The organism is Neobacillus sp. YX16 (genome assembly GCF_030123505.1).
In the GTDB taxonomy this organism is placed as follows: domain Bacteria; phylum Bacillota; class Bacilli; order Bacillales; family Cytobacillaceae; genus Neobacillus.
Genome location: NZ_CP126115.1, coordinates 703,071 through 718,716 on the forward strand (window position 1 = coordinate 703,071; position 15,646 = coordinate 718,716).

Here is a 15,646-nt window from a genome sequence, read left to right on the forward strand (position 1 = left end):
CAAAGTCACGGTGACAGGCACCGCCCGTGGACACTGTCCACCTCAGGAGGACAGTTTTATACCAAAAGGAAGACTATTATTTAAGTTTTTTTATGAAGACTACTTTTAGGTAGTCGGATTCTGGATAGTGTTTATTGGTTCTGAAGTCTTCAGGGAGTGAAAATTCTTCCATTAGTTTATAGCGTTTTTTTGATTCCTTAAAGGCGGTATCGATGAATCCTTTAAATTTATCCATGCCAAAGGAGCTGGCATTGGTTGATGCGAGGATGATTCCATTATCCTCTGTGATGGAAATAGCTTCTTTTAATAGGTTTTTATAATCCTTTTCGGCGCTGAAGACAAACTTCTTTGATCTTGCAAAGCTCGGAGGATCAAGGATCACGACATCAAACAGCAAACCCTTTTTCACTGCATATTTGAAGTATTTGAATACATCCTCTACGATGATATCTTGAGTTTCTGCATCAATTCCATTCACTTTAAATTGCTCAATCGTTTTACTTTTGCTTCGATTTGCGAGGTCAACACTGGTCGTTTTCGTCGCTCCGCCTAAAGCGGCGAACACTGAAAACACACCCGTATAGGAGAACGTATTTAATACTCTTTTTCCTTTTGAATAGACATCTCGTAATGTTTTTCTTACATCCTTTTGATCTAAGAAAACACCGACCATGGCACTTTCATTCAAATAAACCGCAATATTGACGCCATTTTCTTTCACGATAATGGGAAACTCTCCTCGTTCGCCAGCGACAAAGTCATCTTCTTCAATGTACTTACCACTTTCATCGAACCGCTTTTTCTGATAAATCGCTTTATACTCCACCAAATTCTTCAATGAATCTATGATAAACTCCCGAAAGTGATAGATGCCTTTACTGTACCAGGTAATGACGTAATAACCATCGAAATAATCAATCGTTAAACCGCCAATTCCATCGCCTTCGCCGTTAAACACTCGAAAGGCTGTAGTTTCAGAGCCCTGAAAAAAATGCTCTCTTCTATCAAAGGCAGCCTTTAGGGTCTTTTCAAAAAAACGATGATCAAACTGTTCTTTTTCATTGTTGCTAAGCACCCAGCCGAGACCTTTATTTTGTTTTCCATAATAGCCTTTGGCAATAAAATTATTCTGTTCATCAACTAGCTTTATGGTGCACCCTTCTTCATCAAGAGCAGTAGAATTTAGAATGGTTTCCTTTGTAATAAGCGGGTAGCCGTTTTTATATTTAGTAACGAACTTTGATTTCACCTTTAAACCAACTTTTGTTTTCATGTTTTCATCCTATCTCTTGTAGTTATCATTATTAGCATTGTAAACATATATTTGTAAAATCAATCACAATCCATCAATCATAACACGCTTTACTACTAGTGGTGCGTATTTCAGGAGAGGGGGACACATAAAAAAAATCCAGAAAGCATCTGGATCTTGATTTACTATAGCACAATTATTTTCAAAAGAGAGGAATGCTTCTCCAATTAGTGGGTGTCCACTGTTAAAGATGACTCTTCAGGTCTCTTTCCGTTCTGTAAGTCAGCAAGTGTTAACCCAAAGTTCATTTGTAAGTGGGGATAATCTTTAAATTGAGCCCAGTCACCGCCCCATTCAAAGCCAAGAGCTTTTGCCATTTCCACTACTTCGTCCCAATCTGATTTTCCATTCTGATTTCCGTCGTATTGCATATCCCAAATGACATTTTCAGAAGGGGTTTTTATGGCAAAGTCGATGGCAAGCCCAAAATTATGAAAGGATTCTCCTCCCCTAGCATGCGTTACGATATTTCCCTCTGCTGTCCGGCCTTGTTCGTATAGTCGGTCCTGATCCTCCGCACTGCGGAAGTCATCCGTAATTAAGATCACAATCCCTTTTTGGGCAGATTGCTGGATTAATTGATTGCTCCGGTCCTTCACGATAGGATGGAGTTCAGTCGGAAAATCCGCAGATTCCATCGTTAATCTATTAAGCAAGTTAAGTCCTAAAGGATTTTTCATAATGAAATAAATAATAATAACAATAAATAATGTGAGTAATAGTTTCCCTCGCCCGTTAAGTTTCAAAATCGCATTTCCTTTCTTACCTAAAAATCTTTTCAACATCTAAGACGATAATAAAGGACCCAATGTTTCAATTACTTCATTTCCTTCTATTTGAAAATCTATTCAATCATATATAAAAAAAGATCCAGGTATACTGGATCTTTACAAAGTCATGATTCAAATTAAGCTTCTACTGAAGCAACTTTAACGGTCCAGTGAAATGGATCTTCTTTTTTCCCAAGTTGAATTCCTGTCATTTCATTATAAATATCCTGAGATAGCTGACCGATATTATTGTTATTGATAATGATAGATTGATCTTTCCAAGTCAGTTCACCAACAGGCGAAATAACGGCAGCCGTTCCTGCTCCAAAGACCTCCTCAAGTTCCCCGCGCTTATGTGCAGCAAATACCTCTTCAATGGATATTTTCTCCTCGCGTACAGGAATATTCCAATATTTTAACAGTTGAATGACGGAATCACGCGTAACACCAGGTAAAATGCTGCCATTTAACCTCGGAGTGACCACTTCACCATTAATTTTGAAGAAGATATTCATACTGCCGACTTCTTCCACATATTTATTCTCTTTCGCATCAAGCCATAGAATTTGAGCATAGCCATTAGCATCTGCCTTTTCTTGGGCCTTAAGGCTGGCAGCATAGTTGCCTGCTGTTTTTACATGGCCAACGCCGCCAATTACCGCACGGACGAATTGCTCTTCCACATAGATTTTCACAGGACTTAATTGGCTGCCATAATAGGCTCCAGAAGGGGAGAGGATAACCAACAATTTATATTGCTTGGCTGGTCGGACACCGAGATACGCCTCTGTTGAAAAAATAAACGGGCGGATATAAAGCGAAGTTCCTTCGCCGCTTGGAACCCAATCTTTTTCAGTAATAATTAATTGTTTAATTCCTTCTAATAAGAAGTCCTCATCAATTTGGGGAATACACAGCCTATCGCAGGATTCATTGAAACGCTTCATATTCTTCTCAGGACGGAATAATTGGATGGACCCATCCTCAGTCTTATATGCTTTCATTCCTTCAAAGATTGCTTGTCCATAGTGAAAAACCATTGCTGATGGATCAAGCGTTAACGGTTCATAAGGAGTAATTCTCGGATCAAACCAGCCTAAGTCACTATGATAGTCCATTGCAAACATGTAATCACTGAAATACTTGCCAAAACCAAGTGAAGAGGGATCTGGCTTTGCCTTTAATTGTTCTCTAGGGATAAATGAAATCTCCTGTTTCATGCTCACACCTCATTCTTATTTGTAAGTTCAGTTTTTAAACACTTAATTCACTCAATCTTACTCTAAAAATTATCTTTTTGGAATAATAAAAATTCTTTTCTTTACTATACCACTATTTAAATTAAATCAGGATAATTTTGATTTAGATTTGTCAAAGTAGTGACAATTATGTTTGTCAGACCTAAAAAACTTCATCATATATGACAAATATAACTGGTGAAAAAGTACCCATTTTTGTAATGTTAACCTCATTACAATACTACTATTTTTAAGGTTATTGCCTATATAGATTGAGAGAACTTTAAGAAGGAAGAGAATAATATGAAAAAGGCTAAAATTGCATGGATTACGGATACGACTTCTTCTCTTAGCAAAGAGTTTATTAAGCAGCATAACATACACGTCATTCCCCTGCATGTTGTCATTAACGATACATTTTATAAAGAAACAATCGATATTACCGAAGAAGATTTTTATGATCGAATGAAGAATGAGGAAGGAAAATTCCAATCCTCCCAGCCAAATATCGGGGACATCGTAGACCTTTATGAAAAGTTAAAAGAAGAATATGACTTTGGAATAGCCATACATGCATCTAGTACATTAACCGGCACCTATCAAACCTCTGTGATGGCAGCGGAAATGGCTGGATTCAAATTATTTGCGATTGATTCCCATACGGGTTCCTATCCTTTATCGTTCCTAGTGAAAAGAGGAGTAGAACTAGTTGAAAAGGGAGTCGATATTGACGAGGTTGTTTCACAACTAAACGCCCTGCGCGAGCACACTCGATTATTCTTGGTCCCATCAAACCTTGACCAGCTTCACAAAAGCGGCAGGGTGTCTGGAAGCCAAAAAATATTAGCTTCGCTATTTAATATTAAGCCGATTTTATCGATTGAGGATGGAGCCGCAAAGATTAAAGACAAAGTCCGAACTGAAAAGAAGGCTCTTGCTTGGCTGGTAAATAATTTAAAGGATGACCTTCATTCAAAAAAAGTTCAGAAGGTTGCCATTGTCCATGCGAATGACCGTGAAAGGGCTGCTGGGCTTGAACAATTAGTAAATGAAACATTTCCACATATAGAAACAGAGAAATTAATGCTCATTACCGTTGCTGGTGTTCATACGGGTGTTGGGACTCTTGGACTTTCATGGGTTAACGAATAATTTGCAAAATCAGCAGGTAAAGGGCCGTTTGAATGAATCAAACGGCCCTTTAGAATTTCTTCCATTAGGATAAAACTACCTATTCATCTTCTGTATATGCTTCAGTCGTCGTGTCCCTGCAATCCCAGCACTCACATCGATTCCTCTCCATGAGACATAATTCCTCTCCACAAGAAATGCAGACATCCATAAGAAGAAACTCCCCTTTCCAGTGAAAATGTATATTTATTCTATTTTTATTCAATGATGTTGATAAATATGTCACCTTATGCCCGACAAATCATTACGCCAAATGGAAAACACTGTTCCATATAGTGAAAATGTACAAATTTATTCATTACATGCACAGAGAAACATTGTGATATACTAGACATCATTAAATATTGGCTTCAACAGGAGGATTCCCCCAGAATGACAAAAGAAGGGACTTTTACTGGTGTCGATGGCGCAGAGTTATTTTATCGAATAATCGAACCATTAACGGCTCCAAAAGCAACAGTTATTATCATCCATGGACACGGCGACCACAGCGGCGGCCTGCACAACATAAGTTTTAGCTTGGTTAATGAAGGATATATCGTATACACATTCGATTTGCGCGGCCATGGAAAAAGCTCGGGAAAAAGAGGTTTTATAAAAAGTTGGGATGAATATCGAGGCGACTTACACGAGTTTCGTAAGTTAGTTTCGAAAAAGCAGCCAGGACTGCCTTTGTATTTTATCGGACATAGTATGGGCGGGGTAATTGCCCTTGAATATGCTATAGATTTTAGTTCGGGTATCGCAGGAGTCATTGCGATATCTCCTGCCATCTCTTATGAAGTGACAAGATTTGAGCGGTTAGGTATAACCATAATGGGTAAATTGAAGCCTGACCTCAGCATCAATAAGTCGAGAAAATTTCAATTAATGATGAAGAATTCAGCGATGGCTGCCAAATTTTATTCAGACTCTTTACGTCACAATACCATTACACCCGGTTTAGGACGCGGCCTGATCCAAGGAGTATCAAGGGTATTAAATAAGGCACCTTTGATAACGATGCCGTTTTTGTTACAATACGGACTTCGAGATAAAATTACACCGCCAACAAAGCTTGGTTCCTTTTTTAAGCACGTTTCATCCAAGGATAAACAGCTAATTGAATATCCTGCAGCAAAGCATCGACCCTTTGATGGAGCAGGAAAAGAGCAGTTTCTAAGTGATATGATTACATGGCTGGACCAACAGGTAGAGAAAATTCAAAAAGATAAAATCCAGGCAGGTTAAACCCTATTCCCACATTTATTGGGAGTTGGGTTGTTTAGCGTTAATAATATTCTATAGTAAAAAAAGAAAGATGAGCAGGATAAATGAATCCTGCTTATCTTTCTGTAAAAATTACTTAATATCCTTTATCACCGTTAAAAATAGAATTCTTCACAATGACATAATCTACAAAACGGATGGCCTCCAGCTTGTTTCCGCCAGCATATGAAATAGAGGATTGTAAATCCTGCTCCATTTCAATGAGAGTATCAATCAAGGCACCTTTGTGTTCCACTAGCATTTTCTTGCCCTCTACATTTTTCCGTTCCCCTTTTTGATATTCCGAGGCGGAGCCGAAGTATTCTTTATAGAGCTTCCCATCTCTTTCAATCGTTTGCCCAGGCGATTCTTCATGTCCAGCAAATAAGGAACCGATCATCACCATACATGCCCCAAATCGGATCGATTTCGCAATATCCCCATGGGTCCGAATCCCGCCGTCCGCAATAATCGGCTTACTTGCTGCCTTTGCACACCAGCGAAGAGCTGCTAATTGCCAGCCTCCCGTTCCAAATCCCGTCTTAATCTTCGTGATACATACTTTTCCTGGTCCAATCCCAACCTTTGTCGCGTCCGCACCAGCGCGCTCTAATTCTCGAACAGCCTCTGGAGTACCCACATTTCCAGCAATCACAAAGCTTTGGGGCATGTATTGCTTAATATGTTGAATCATCTTAATCACGGCATTGGAGTGACCGTGTGCGATATCAATCGTGATAAACTCTGGAGATAAATTTCCCTCTGCCGCCTCTTGAATAAAACGATATTCTTCCTCTTTGACACCAACACTAATGGAGGCAAATAACCCGCGTGATTTCATATTTTTAATAAAATTTAGCCGCCTCTCTGGTTCAAATCGATGCATGATATAAAAATAACCATTTTCCGCTAAGAAGATAGCAATCTTTTCATCAATAATGGTCTGCATATTGGCAGGCACCACTGGAAGCTTAAAGGTTCTGCCGCCAAAAGACACGGTAGTATCACACTCTGTACGACTATTCACTACACTTTTTGCCGGAATCAATTGAATATCTTCATAATCAAACACACTATCCATAAGGATCCTCCTCAAACAAAAATCATCAATGGTTTAGTGTGTTTGGAATGCATTCTTTTTATTCTTTTTAAAAAAATTCATCCAACCCTCTACATAAAAAATGGGGATAAAGGTAATTGTAAGCATGAACTCATTTTAGGAGGAATCATATGAATAAATTTAAGATTCTATTCACCTGCTTATGCATTTCTGTATTCGTTGCTGGGTGTAATATGAAGGAAGAAGGAAGAGAAACAGATCAGCACGGTGAGATTAATAACCGCAATGCTGGTTCATTAAATGTAGGAAATAGTTTAGGAAATCCCAATTTGAACCTAACTAATATGAATAATACGTCCAACATGGTTAATAACACAGGTTTACGGGTAGTAGGTGAAGCAGAAGAGAATGTTCAGAACTTACATGAAGTTAAACGTGCGAATGTCATTATAAAGAACCGTAATGCCTATGTAGCGGTTGTTATGGACGATGACTTTCATGGCGAGCTTTATCCTTACAGCGAAGATCAAATCGCACAACAGGTAAGGGAAGCTGACGCATCCATTCAAAATGTATATATTTCAAGCAATCGTGACTTTGTCAGGCAGATGAGCCAATATAGGGACCAAATACAAAATGGAAGAAAAGCAGAAGGAATGAATGGCGGATTTAATAAAATGGTGCACAGATTCTTTAATCATCATGAGAGGGTTAACCAGGACTAATCGGACCTTTGAATAATAATTACCTAGAATTCCAAAAACGCTTACTAACTTTATTGTAAAGTGTTCCGTTTTCGGGCGCTTTCTTAATAAATGACATAAGAATTGACGTATGAATTTGCATACGTCTTTTTCGTATCAAAGTAGAAGAAGGTGTATTATGGCGAAAAATTGTTATCTGTCATTCACCATCATTTCTGTAAGCATGGCATTATTTCTAATGTCATCCTGTAGTCAGTTACAAAGAAAAGAGGAAACCAATAAGAATAAAACCCCTCGTGAAGTTTTAGGTTTCTACACAGAGCAGGAGGGAAAGTATCCAGGGTCGCAACCTACAGTGAACTCACAATTCGCCAATTTGAGTATTATTGCACCCTTTTGGTATAAGCTTGATGATAAACGACCAGGCAGTCTTATAGCTTCCGTTACAGCAGACCATAAAAGGCAGGTGATTCAGAGTGCTCATGAAAAACACCTGAAGGTATATATGGTTGTACATAATCTATTTTATGAAACCGTGGAGAAGGGCAAGCAGGTAGCGAGTAATGTCCTCGATAACGATGCAAACCGCAATGTTTTCATTCAGAACTTACGCAATGAAATAAATCAGTTTAAATATGACGGTATTAATATTGACATGGAAAATTTGTATTTGACTGACCGAGATTCCTTTAGTCTGCTGATAAAAAATTTGTCTGATGAACTACATCGTGATGGAAAAGTAGTTACGGTTTCAGTCCCAGCAAACACAGGTGATTCTCGAGCTAATCCCTGGTCACCATGGTTTGATTATGAAAAGCTTGGTCAAAATTCAGATGGGTTAATGATTATGACATATGATGAGCACAACCCAAGAACAACACCTGGGTCAACAGCATCAGTAAATTGGACAGAAGCAACGATTCGTTATGCTTTGAAACATGGAGTACCATCATCCAAAATTTTACTCGGTATCGCTGGTTATGGATGGGACTGGGATACAACAACAAACAAAGCCTCGTATAGCTCCTATGCACAGTTAATGGATCAGAAAACTAAATATAAAGCTAAGGATATATGGGACTCCCGTTCGCAAACACCCTATTTCAATTACATAGATAAAGAACAACATAGCCACCAGGCATGGTTTGAGAATAGCTATAGTCTGCGGTTTAAGCTAGATCTTGTAGAAAAATATAACTTACGAGGAATCGGGATTTGGCGGCTAGGCTTAGAAGACCCTATGTACTGGAAGACGATACCTGAGAAAATAAAAGTTAAAAAGTGATAGAGTGATCCTCTAAATTCTGTTGGGATGGCTCCGGCGATTGCTTTTTTCTTCTTGCACTAATTAAACGTAAATTGAATAAAGAATGCCGTTGCCTGTCCCATACAAAGACCCTTTAATCAATGTAGAAATATTAGTGATGGTTCCACAACAAACGCTCAGAATTAGCTTCTGAGCGTTGTTTCCTTGAATCCAAAACATTTGCCGTTAAAAGTGGATCTAATTTAAAATAAAATAACATCGAGTGAATATTGTCCTGCACCCGTAAGAGCTACACCAATTGCTACTACTAATACAGCAAGACAGTATTCAAATCCACCCTTTGTAATCCAGTAACCATTTGGTCCGTGAACTTTTAAAATCGCAACTACCATTGTTCCAGCAATCACAATGCGTGCTAGTGGGGTAAGTAACCCTAACGCAAACATAGCTCCACCTATTAATTCCGATAGCCCAGCGAGTAACGCCATTGTTACCCCTGATCTTATTCCTAATTTTTCAAAATGCTTTCCAGTTACTATTAAACCACCGCCGCCACCAAAGCCGAATAACTTTTGAGCTCCCTGAGCTAAGAATGACAATCCAATTACTAAGCGTATTAACAATAAACAAAACCCTATCATCTTTTTGCTCCTTTAATTATCTTTATTTAATTTGTTCGTGGATGAGTTAATCAAATTCATTCAACTATTTCCGTATAAAATGCAATGGATTAACATTTCCTTCCTTGTGATAATCAAGACATAAATACATTTTCTGAATTTTATCCTTCAACTAACTGGTGCAAGAGTTAAAAATGAGGGTCGATCTTTTTTCTTGTTGAACTAGCGTAGCAGTTGGATAACATTTAAGGTGTAAAGGAATTAGAGAAATTAATGTAGAATTACATATTTTTAAAACCATTCATTTAGTTAGCCACAAAACCAAGGAATTTTTAGGGGGAATAATAGATGGATATGAAATACCCAATTGGCACTTTTCAATTTGATGATGAAATTACTAGCAGTGTTTCAAGTGTTTGGATAAATGAGATTGAAGATTTACCAAGATTATTACGAGATGCTGTAAAAGACTTAGATAATGAACAGCTTGATACAGCTTATCGTTTTGGAGGGTGGACTGTTCGACAAGTAATACATCACCTTGCAGATAGTCATATGAATGCCTACGTTCGTTTTAAATTGGCTCTTACGGAAGAAAATCCTGTAATTAAGCCATATGACGAAACGAAATGGGCGGAACTATCTGATTATAAATTGCCAATTGATACTTCACTTTTACTTCTCGAAACATTACACAAACGCTGGACCAACCTTTTACGTAGTCTAACTTCTGCTGATATGGAAAAGACATTTATTCATCCAGATTCAGGTGAAGTTTCAGTAGGTAAAAATATAGGAATCTATGCTTGGCATGGTAGACATCATCTTGCACATATTACTTCCTTGTGTAATCGTAAGGGTTGGTAAAGGATCTTGTGAACGATTACACGTTAAAAGTAACGGGTGCTTTACTTCAATAGAGGTAAAGCCTTTTTTTCTTATTCAAGTAACGAAGCAGGTGTGCGGCCGAGCATAGGTCGTATCATATAGCGGGTGGGATTCCCGTCGAGTAAGAACTAGCCATTCGCTCGTAGCGAGTCTTGAAGGACTAAAGGTAACTTTAGTCTTTAAGCGTAGACAGTTAGGTGGCGGGCCGAAAGCCCAAGGGTTGAAGGGATTGAGCTCCATAATGTTAGAAAATCGAGAGGGCTGATGACATACCTGCGTTCAGAAAGCTACATTTTATCTTTCGTTAATGGCAAGAAGGGTAAAACCTCTCTGGGGTCAGAGACCTTGGCACGTTACACATTGATATGATACGGCAACTCGGGAGACCCTACCGGTCTTTTCTTATTTTAATAGAAGAGTATGGTCTACAAGTGATAAAAAGCGAGGAAACCAAATGCCGTGTAGGGAGTCGGATAGCAGCGTAGTACCAATGAAGTTGGGTAATGCCGATGGAGGAAAGGCTAGCTACCAGTTATCACCCTTACTAGGGACACATTTACTACACACAGAGGTAGGTATAAATAAATGGAAACAAAACTACTAAGGATAGCAGAATTAGCAAAATCTAATCCTAAAATGAAATTTACATCTCTTGCACATCTTTTAGATAAGGAAGCATTAATTCAATGCCATCTTGAACTACCCAATAAGAAGGCAACTGGGATTAACGGTACTACTAAAGAGCAATACGATGAAAGTTTAGAAGAAAACATAGAGGACTTAGTAAGTAGGCTCAAAAGCAAAAGTTATCGTCCTGTTCCAGTAAGACGAATGTATATCCCAAAGCTCAACTCAAACAAGATGAGACCATTGGGAATACCGGAACAAGAAGATAAAATTGTTCAAAAAGGCATTACGAAAATACTAAATGCCATCTATGAAAATGACTTTCTAGACTGCTCATTTGGGTTCCGTCCAAATAGAAACTGCCACGATGCACTGAAAATACTGAATCATTATATTGAGAAGAGAGCAATAAGCTATGTAGTAGATGTAGATATTAAAGGCTTCTTTGATAACGTTGACCACAAATGGATGATGGAATTCTTGAAACTCCGAATCACTGACACTAACCTACTGAGACTAATCAGCAGGTTTCTTAAAGGTGGATACATGGAGGAAGGTAAGAAATACAAGACAGACAATGGTACACCGCAAGGTGGAGTGATATCTCCGATATTAGCCAATGTCTATCTCCATTACGTTCTTGATCTATGGTTTGAAAAAGTGGTTAAGAAACAATGTAAAGGCCAGGCGTATATAGTAAGATACGCAGATGATTTTGTTTGTTGTTTTCAGAATAAAAGTGAAGCCGAGCAATTCTTTCATTCATTAAAAGCGAGATTAAAGAAATTTAACCTAGAAATAGCCGAGGATAAAACTAAAATAATTCCCTTCGGACGGTTTGCGGAGAAGAATGCAAAACGTGACGGAATTGGCAAACCGGGTACCTTCGACTTCCTTGGATTTACTCACTATTGTGGGATAAGTAAGCACGGGAAATTCCGAGTAAAGCGGAAAACGAGCAGGAAGAAAGTCCAAGGCAAACTAAAAGGAACTAAAGAATGGCTGAAGAATAATAGGAATAAAGATATTCATATGATTATGGATAGATTTAAACGCTCACTAATAGGTTACTACAACTATTATTGCATCACAGATAATACCCAAACTGTTAACAACTTTAAAGAGAAAATCGAATGCTTACTATACAAATGGCTAAACAGAAGAAGCCAAAGGAAATCCTTTACTTGGGACAAATTCAGGCTCTTTCTTAATAAATATCCACTACCTTCACCAAGAATCAAAGTGAATATTTATGATTTAAGAAAAGAAATTAGCTATATTCTGTGAATGATAATTTGGAGGAGCCGTGTGCGTTAATAGCGCAAGCACGGTTCTGTGAGGGGGAGGAACACAATCTACCGTAAGGTAGAGAGGTTCCTTTCTACTCGACTAATTCAACAAGGAATTTCTTGACAAGAGTAACTTTGGAGGATATAATTTTTAGAAAATTCTGCATTAAATAACGTTGATGATAAGAGTAGTTAAGAAGTGGATATTTACAGACAGCTCCTGTTTGCTGAAAAGGAGTAGTATTCGTCTTAATGAATAAAGCCTCGGAACTTCTTACCAATCTAATGAAAAATAGGGATAGTAAGACGGAATCTTAAGATAGAAAGATAGGGTATGAAAGTACCTGAAGAGGTTGATATGGTGACGTTTCAACAAACTGAGGTGGTACCACGAAGTTACAACTCTCGTCCTAAAGATTTATTTCTTGGAGGTGAGAGTTTTTTTTATTTCACTGCTTTTCATTATTCATTTAAAAAGTTCAGAGAGAGGGGAAATCAAATGAACCCATTGTTGTTAGATGTTCCTTTAAAATTAGAAACAGAAAGGCTAATGCTTCGAGCACCACTACAAGCTGGTGACGGAGAAATTGTGAACCAAGCAATTGGAGATTCCTTTTATGAATTAAAATCGTGGTTGTCACTTTTCCAGGAACCTCTTACTGTTGAAGAAACAGAGATAATGTTAAGGAATGCTCATATAAATTTTTTGAAGAGAGAAAGTTTTCGTTTTCTTATCTTTGATAAAGGTGGCAATGACTTTATTGGAACTACGAGCCTCCATGGGATTGACTGGGACATTCCAAAATGTGAAATTGGATACTGGATTAATACAAAATATAGCGGTAATGGATATATGACAGAAGCTGTAAAGGAATTGGTTAACTTTGGATTAAATAATATCAAATTTAGAAGAATTGGAATAAGGTGTGAATCAACAAACCTTAAAAGTCGTGCTATCCCAGAAAAACTTGGGTTTGTATTAGAAGGTACTTTAAGAAATGATGACTTATCCGCTGATGGTAACAAACTAACTGACACTTGTGTTTATTCTATAATAAAGTAACATTGTGAACAATTACACTTAAACTAAACCAGCTAATAGTTTGTCAATATTTTTCAATAAAAATTTAAAATATCTCATGCTATACTAAAAATGTGCATGCCAAATAACCTTCCGTTAGCCTAATTTTGGAAGGTTTTGTGTTATTTAGTTAGATATAGGTTTTAAGCTATATCTTGGAAAGTCGTTTTATTCTTTAAAAGGGCAAAAATCCAATGTAAGAGCTTATTAACACATGCAATAACAGCTACTTTAAAGGGTTTTCCTTCTTCACGTTTTTTATCATAGAACTCTCGTAATTTCTTATTACAAGGAATAATTTCATCACTTGTTTTGCTTTTACGACAGTCACGTATAGCACAACGAACAGCCATATATAGGGCGTGGCGAAGCCTGCTGGACCCTCTTTTAGTGATTCGATTCCTGGTAGCTGTAAACTTACCTGATTCAAATACACTAGGGTCAACACCAGCTTTTTAGGATCAGTAAATCGATCTATCTCCCCAATTTCTGAAATGATCGTTGCAGCGATCTTTTCTCCGATACCTGGGATAGATTTGATAGTATTATATTCTTCAACTTCTTTTGCGAAGGCATCTATCTCTGACTCTAACTTGGATAGGTGCTCTTTGTATTGAAGAATGATGTTTATATACATACCAAGACTCAAAATATGACTCTGATACAATGTCTTTTCAAACGGATTTCGGTTTGCGGCAGCTTTGAGTTGAATAGCCTTTTCATTAGCCCATCTGTATGAACGACTTTTACATAATTGAGCGATTTTGTCAGCTATGGTTTCTACACTTGCCTCTAATACATCTTCAGATGAGGGAAACTCTGAAAGAGTTAAGAGTGATACTACTGAATATAAGTCGCCAAAAACCCCTCTATATTCAGGAAAGACCTGGTCCAAAATGGCTTGAAATTGTAGCTTTGTTTGGATTAATACCCCAGTTATATTCTCGTGCTGTCTTGTTAGATTACGAAGGTTTAAAAGTTGAACTCCTCGCTTTTTATATGGCTCTAGTTCTTCTTTATAAAACAGTTCGCAGAGAAGATAAGCATCAACCGCATCTGTCTTTACCTTCCAAAGACTTGAACTTTTAGCCTTATAAGAAATCAATGGATTAATAATAATCATTAAATATCCACGGTCCTCTAAGTATTGAACAACAGAGGAGTGATAATGTCCTGTTGCCTCTAAAACAACAGGTGGTTTCTTACCTGTTTCTCTCTTAACTTCCTCAAGAAAATCTACAAGTAAACTTAGACCTTCTAGAGTATGAGAAACTTTAAAACTCTTACGATATGGTTTGCCTTTATCCAAAAATGCTTGTACCTGACTTTCCCCTTTTGAAATATCCAGACCAACGACTGGATTCATTCTCAATCACACTCCTAAACTAGTACTTTGCCAGTACCCCTAATTCCTCCATGCAGTGTCACAGCTTTGCTTGTTATACGAGATCCAAGTCCCAACCAGCCTCAATCATGTTTCTACAAGTAGGGGGCGAACCGTTTAGTTGACGGGGTCGAAGGCCCCACGAGCAGTTACGTTCTACCCTGGCTACTGATATAATAAGACCAATAAAAAATGGTCAACCAGAAATATCTGGTGACCTTATTATACGAACGGAGCAGTATAGTTGAATAAAGGTATAAAAAGAATGCAATAGTTTTCATTTTACTTAAAAACTGTATGCTAAAAAAACTAAGCATTCTTATTATATAAACAATAACATGAATGTAGGCTTTTTTTCATACATTATTTGGGAGGTGATGAAATGGCAAGAGCAAGAGCTAGAAGTCATGAAGTAGATGAAATGGCAAGAATGATGAGAGCAGAAGCAGAAGGCGAAGGAAAGCAAGGAATGTTATATGTTGGAAATGTAATAATAAATCGTGTTGTAGCACAATGCTTAGATTTCAAAGATGTAAACAATATTCATGATGTAATATTTCAAATACAAGGAGGAAACTATTCTTTTGAAGCAGTGCAAAAAGGGAATGTTTTTTATCAAAGATCAAGAACTTCTGAAAGAAGATTAGCACAACAAAATATAGATGGTTGGAGAGATCATCCAGCGAAATATGCTCTTTGGTATTTTAATCCAACGGCGCCAGGGTGTCCTCCTACATGGTACGATCAACCTCAATCTGGTCAATTTAAAGAACATTGTTTTTATGAACCAAAAGCTGGAACATGTGATAGTGTTTATAGCGGTTAAGCTTACTCTTTGAGTAAGCTTTTTTACTTATTTAGAATATTTACACAAAATTAAATAAAAGTTTTAGTAATATTTTTTATCCAAGAAAGCAAGATTGTGAAATATTGTACTTAAGCTAAACCAGCTAATAGTTTGTCAACA

13 protein-coding genes and 1 pseudogene are annotated in these 15,646 nt (G+C 37.6%); 8 read left to right on the forward strand and 6 right to left on the reverse strand.

What is annotated here, in order from left to right; translation table 11 throughout:
- Positions 1 to 76: 76 nt before the first annotated feature.
- From QNH48_RS03460 to QNH48_RS03470, 3 genes are all read right to left on the reverse strand, one after another.
- Complete coding sequence (locus QNH48_RS03460; protein ID WP_283953771.1) at positions 77 to 1,273, reverse strand: class I SAM-dependent rRNA methyltransferase; 1,197 nt, start codon at positions 1,271 to 1,273, stop codon at positions 77 to 79.
- Between the two features lie 206 nt (positions 1,274 to 1,479).
- Entirely contained in the window at positions 1,480 to 1,992 is a 513-nt protein-coding gene (locus QNH48_RS03465; RefSeq protein WP_283955670.1) for a M15 family metallopeptidase, read from the reverse strand.
- A 227-nt stretch (positions 1,993 to 2,219) separates the two neighbouring features.
- Entirely contained in the window at positions 2,220 to 3,302 is a 1,083-nt protein-coding gene (locus QNH48_RS03470) for a branched-chain amino acid aminotransferase (protein WP_283953772.1), read from the reverse strand.
- 321 nt (positions 3,303 to 3,623) lie between these two features.
- On the opposite strand from QNH48_RS03470, the gene QNH48_RS03475 reads away from it, so the two are divergent.
- The gene (locus QNH48_RS03475) at positions 3,624 to 4,472 is read left to right on the forward strand and encodes a DegV family protein (RefSeq protein ID WP_283953773.1); all 849 of its coding nucleotides are present in this window, start codon (positions 3,624 to 3,626) and stop codon (positions 4,470 to 4,472) included.
- A 411-nt stretch (positions 4,473 to 4,883) separates the two neighbouring features.
- Positions 4,884 to 5,741 carry an alpha/beta hydrolase gene (locus QNH48_RS03480; protein ID WP_283953774.1) on the forward strand — a complete coding sequence of 286 codons (858 nt, stop codon included), beginning with the start codon at positions 4,884 to 4,886 and terminating at the stop codon, positions 5,739 to 5,741.
- 115 nt (positions 5,742 to 5,856) lie between these two features.
- Here QNH48_RS03480 and guaC read toward each other — a convergent pair whose 3' ends face one another.
- Positions 5,857 to 6,840 carry a GMP reductase gene (gene guaC, locus QNH48_RS03485; RefSeq protein ID WP_283953775.1) on the reverse strand — a complete coding sequence of 328 codons (984 nt, stop codon included), beginning with the start codon at positions 6,838 to 6,840 and terminating at the stop codon, positions 5,857 to 5,859.
- A gap of 149 nt (positions 6,841 to 6,989) precedes the next feature.
- Between guaC and QNH48_RS03490 the strand changes: the two genes are divergently transcribed.
- Together QNH48_RS03490 and QNH48_RS03495 are read left to right on the forward strand one after the other, a co-directional pair.
- Positions 6,990 to 7,544 carry a YhcN/YlaJ family sporulation lipoprotein gene (locus QNH48_RS03490; RefSeq protein ID WP_283953776.1) on the forward strand — a complete coding sequence of 185 codons (555 nt, stop codon included), beginning with the start codon at positions 6,990 to 6,992 and terminating at the stop codon, positions 7,542 to 7,544.
- A gap of 157 nt (positions 7,545 to 7,701) precedes the next feature.
- A complete protein-coding gene (locus QNH48_RS03495; RefSeq protein WP_283953777.1) occupies positions 7,702 to 8,808 on the forward strand; it encodes a glycosyl hydrolase family 18 protein in 1,107 nt (368 codons plus the stop codon).
- 224 nt (positions 8,809 to 9,032) lie between these two features.
- Here QNH48_RS03495 and QNH48_RS03500 read toward each other — a convergent pair whose 3' ends face one another.
- Positions 9,033 to 9,431, reverse strand: a complete 399-nt coding sequence (locus QNH48_RS03500; RefSeq protein ID WP_283953778.1) for a DoxX family protein — start codon at positions 9,429 to 9,431, stop codon at positions 9,033 to 9,035.
- Between the two features lie 327 nt (positions 9,432 to 9,758).
- Here QNH48_RS03500 and QNH48_RS03505 point away from each other — a divergent pair, with 327 nt between their 5' ends.
- The 3 genes from QNH48_RS03505 to QNH48_RS03515 all read left to right on the forward strand — a co-directional run bounded on the left by QNH48_RS03505 (position 9,759) and on the right by QNH48_RS03515 (position 13,277).
- Positions 9,759 to 10,277 carry a YfiT family bacillithiol transferase gene (locus QNH48_RS03505; RefSeq protein WP_283953779.1) on the forward strand — a complete coding sequence of 173 codons (519 nt, stop codon included), beginning with the start codon at positions 9,759 to 9,761 and terminating at the stop codon, positions 10,275 to 10,277.
- A 606-nt stretch (positions 10,278 to 10,883) separates the two neighbouring features.
- Positions 10,884 to 12,212 (forward strand): group II intron reverse transcriptase/maturase, encoded by a 1,329-nt coding sequence (gene ltrA, locus QNH48_RS03510; protein WP_283951264.1) that lies wholly within the window; start codon positions 10,884 to 10,886, stop codon positions 12,210 to 12,212.
- A 501-nt stretch (positions 12,213 to 12,713) separates the two neighbouring features.
- A complete protein-coding gene (locus tag QNH48_RS03515; protein WP_283955671.1) occupies positions 12,714 to 13,277 on the forward strand; it encodes a GNAT family N-acetyltransferase in 564 nt (187 codons plus the stop codon).
- A 161-nt stretch (positions 13,278 to 13,438) separates the two neighbouring features.
- Here the strand turns inward: QNH48_RS03515 and QNH48_RS03520 are convergent.
- Positions 13,439 to 14,661 (reverse strand): annotated as a pseudogene (locus QNH48_RS03520) (IS110 family RNA-guided transposase).
- A 400-nt stretch (positions 14,662 to 15,061) separates the two neighbouring features.
- Here QNH48_RS03520 and QNH48_RS03525 point away from each other — a divergent pair.
- Positions 15,062 to 15,505, forward strand: coding sequence for a cell wall hydrolase (locus QNH48_RS03525; protein WP_283953780.1), 444 nt, complete (start codon positions 15,062 to 15,064; stop codon positions 15,503 to 15,505).
- The last annotated feature ends 141 nt before the right edge of the window (positions 15,506 to 15,646 follow it).

What these genes read in the sequence shown, in the direction of transcription:
- QNH48_RS03480 (WP_283953774.1), top strand. Translation starts at nt 4,884, where the DNA reads ATGACAAAAGAAGGGACTTTTACTGGTGTCGATGGCGCAGAGTTATTT.
- ltrA (WP_283951264.1), top strand. Translation starts at nt 10,884, where the DNA reads ATGGAAACAAAACTACTAAGGATAGCAGAATTAGCAAAATCTAATCCT.
- QNH48_RS03490 (WP_283953776.1), top strand. Translation starts at nt 6,990, where the DNA reads ATGAATAAATTTAAGATTCTATTCACCTGCTTATGCATTTCTGTATTC.
- QNH48_RS03515 (WP_283955671.1), top strand. Translation starts at nt 12,714, where the DNA reads ATGAACCCATTGTTGTTAGATGTTCCTTTAAAATTAGAAACAGAAAGG.
- QNH48_RS03525 (WP_283953780.1), top strand. Translation starts at nt 15,062, where the DNA reads ATGGCAAGAGCAAGAGCTAGAAGTCATGAAGTAGATGAAATGGCAAGA.
- QNH48_RS03465 (WP_283955670.1), bottom strand. Translation starts at nt 1,992, where the DNA reads ATGAAAAATCCTTTAGGACTTAACTTGCTTAATAGATTAACGATGGAA.
- guaC (WP_283953775.1), bottom strand. Translation starts at nt 6,840, where the DNA reads ATGGATAGTGTGTTTGATTATGAAGATATTCAATTGATTCCGGCAAAA.
- QNH48_RS03500 (WP_283953778.1), bottom strand. Translation starts at nt 9,431, where the DNA reads ATGATAGGGTTTTGTTTATTGTTAATACGCTTAGTAATTGGATTGTCA.
- QNH48_RS03475 (WP_283953773.1), top strand. Translation starts at nt 3,624, where the DNA reads ATGAAAAAGGCTAAAATTGCATGGATTACGGATACGACTTCTTCTCTT.
- QNH48_RS03495 (WP_283953777.1), top strand. Translation starts at nt 7,702, where the DNA reads ATGGCGAAAAATTGTTATCTGTCATTCACCATCATTTCTGTAAGCATG.
- QNH48_RS03505 (WP_283953779.1), top strand. Translation starts at nt 9,759, where the DNA reads ATGGATATGAAATACCCAATTGGCACTTTTCAATTTGATGATGAAATT.
- QNH48_RS03470 (WP_283953772.1), bottom strand. Translation starts at nt 3,302, where the DNA reads ATGAAACAGGAGATTTCATTTATCCCTAGAGAACAATTAAAGGCAAAG.
- QNH48_RS03460 (WP_283953771.1), bottom strand. Translation starts at nt 1,273, where the DNA reads ATGAAAACAAAAGTTGGTTTAAAGGTGAAATCAAAGTTCGTTACTAAA.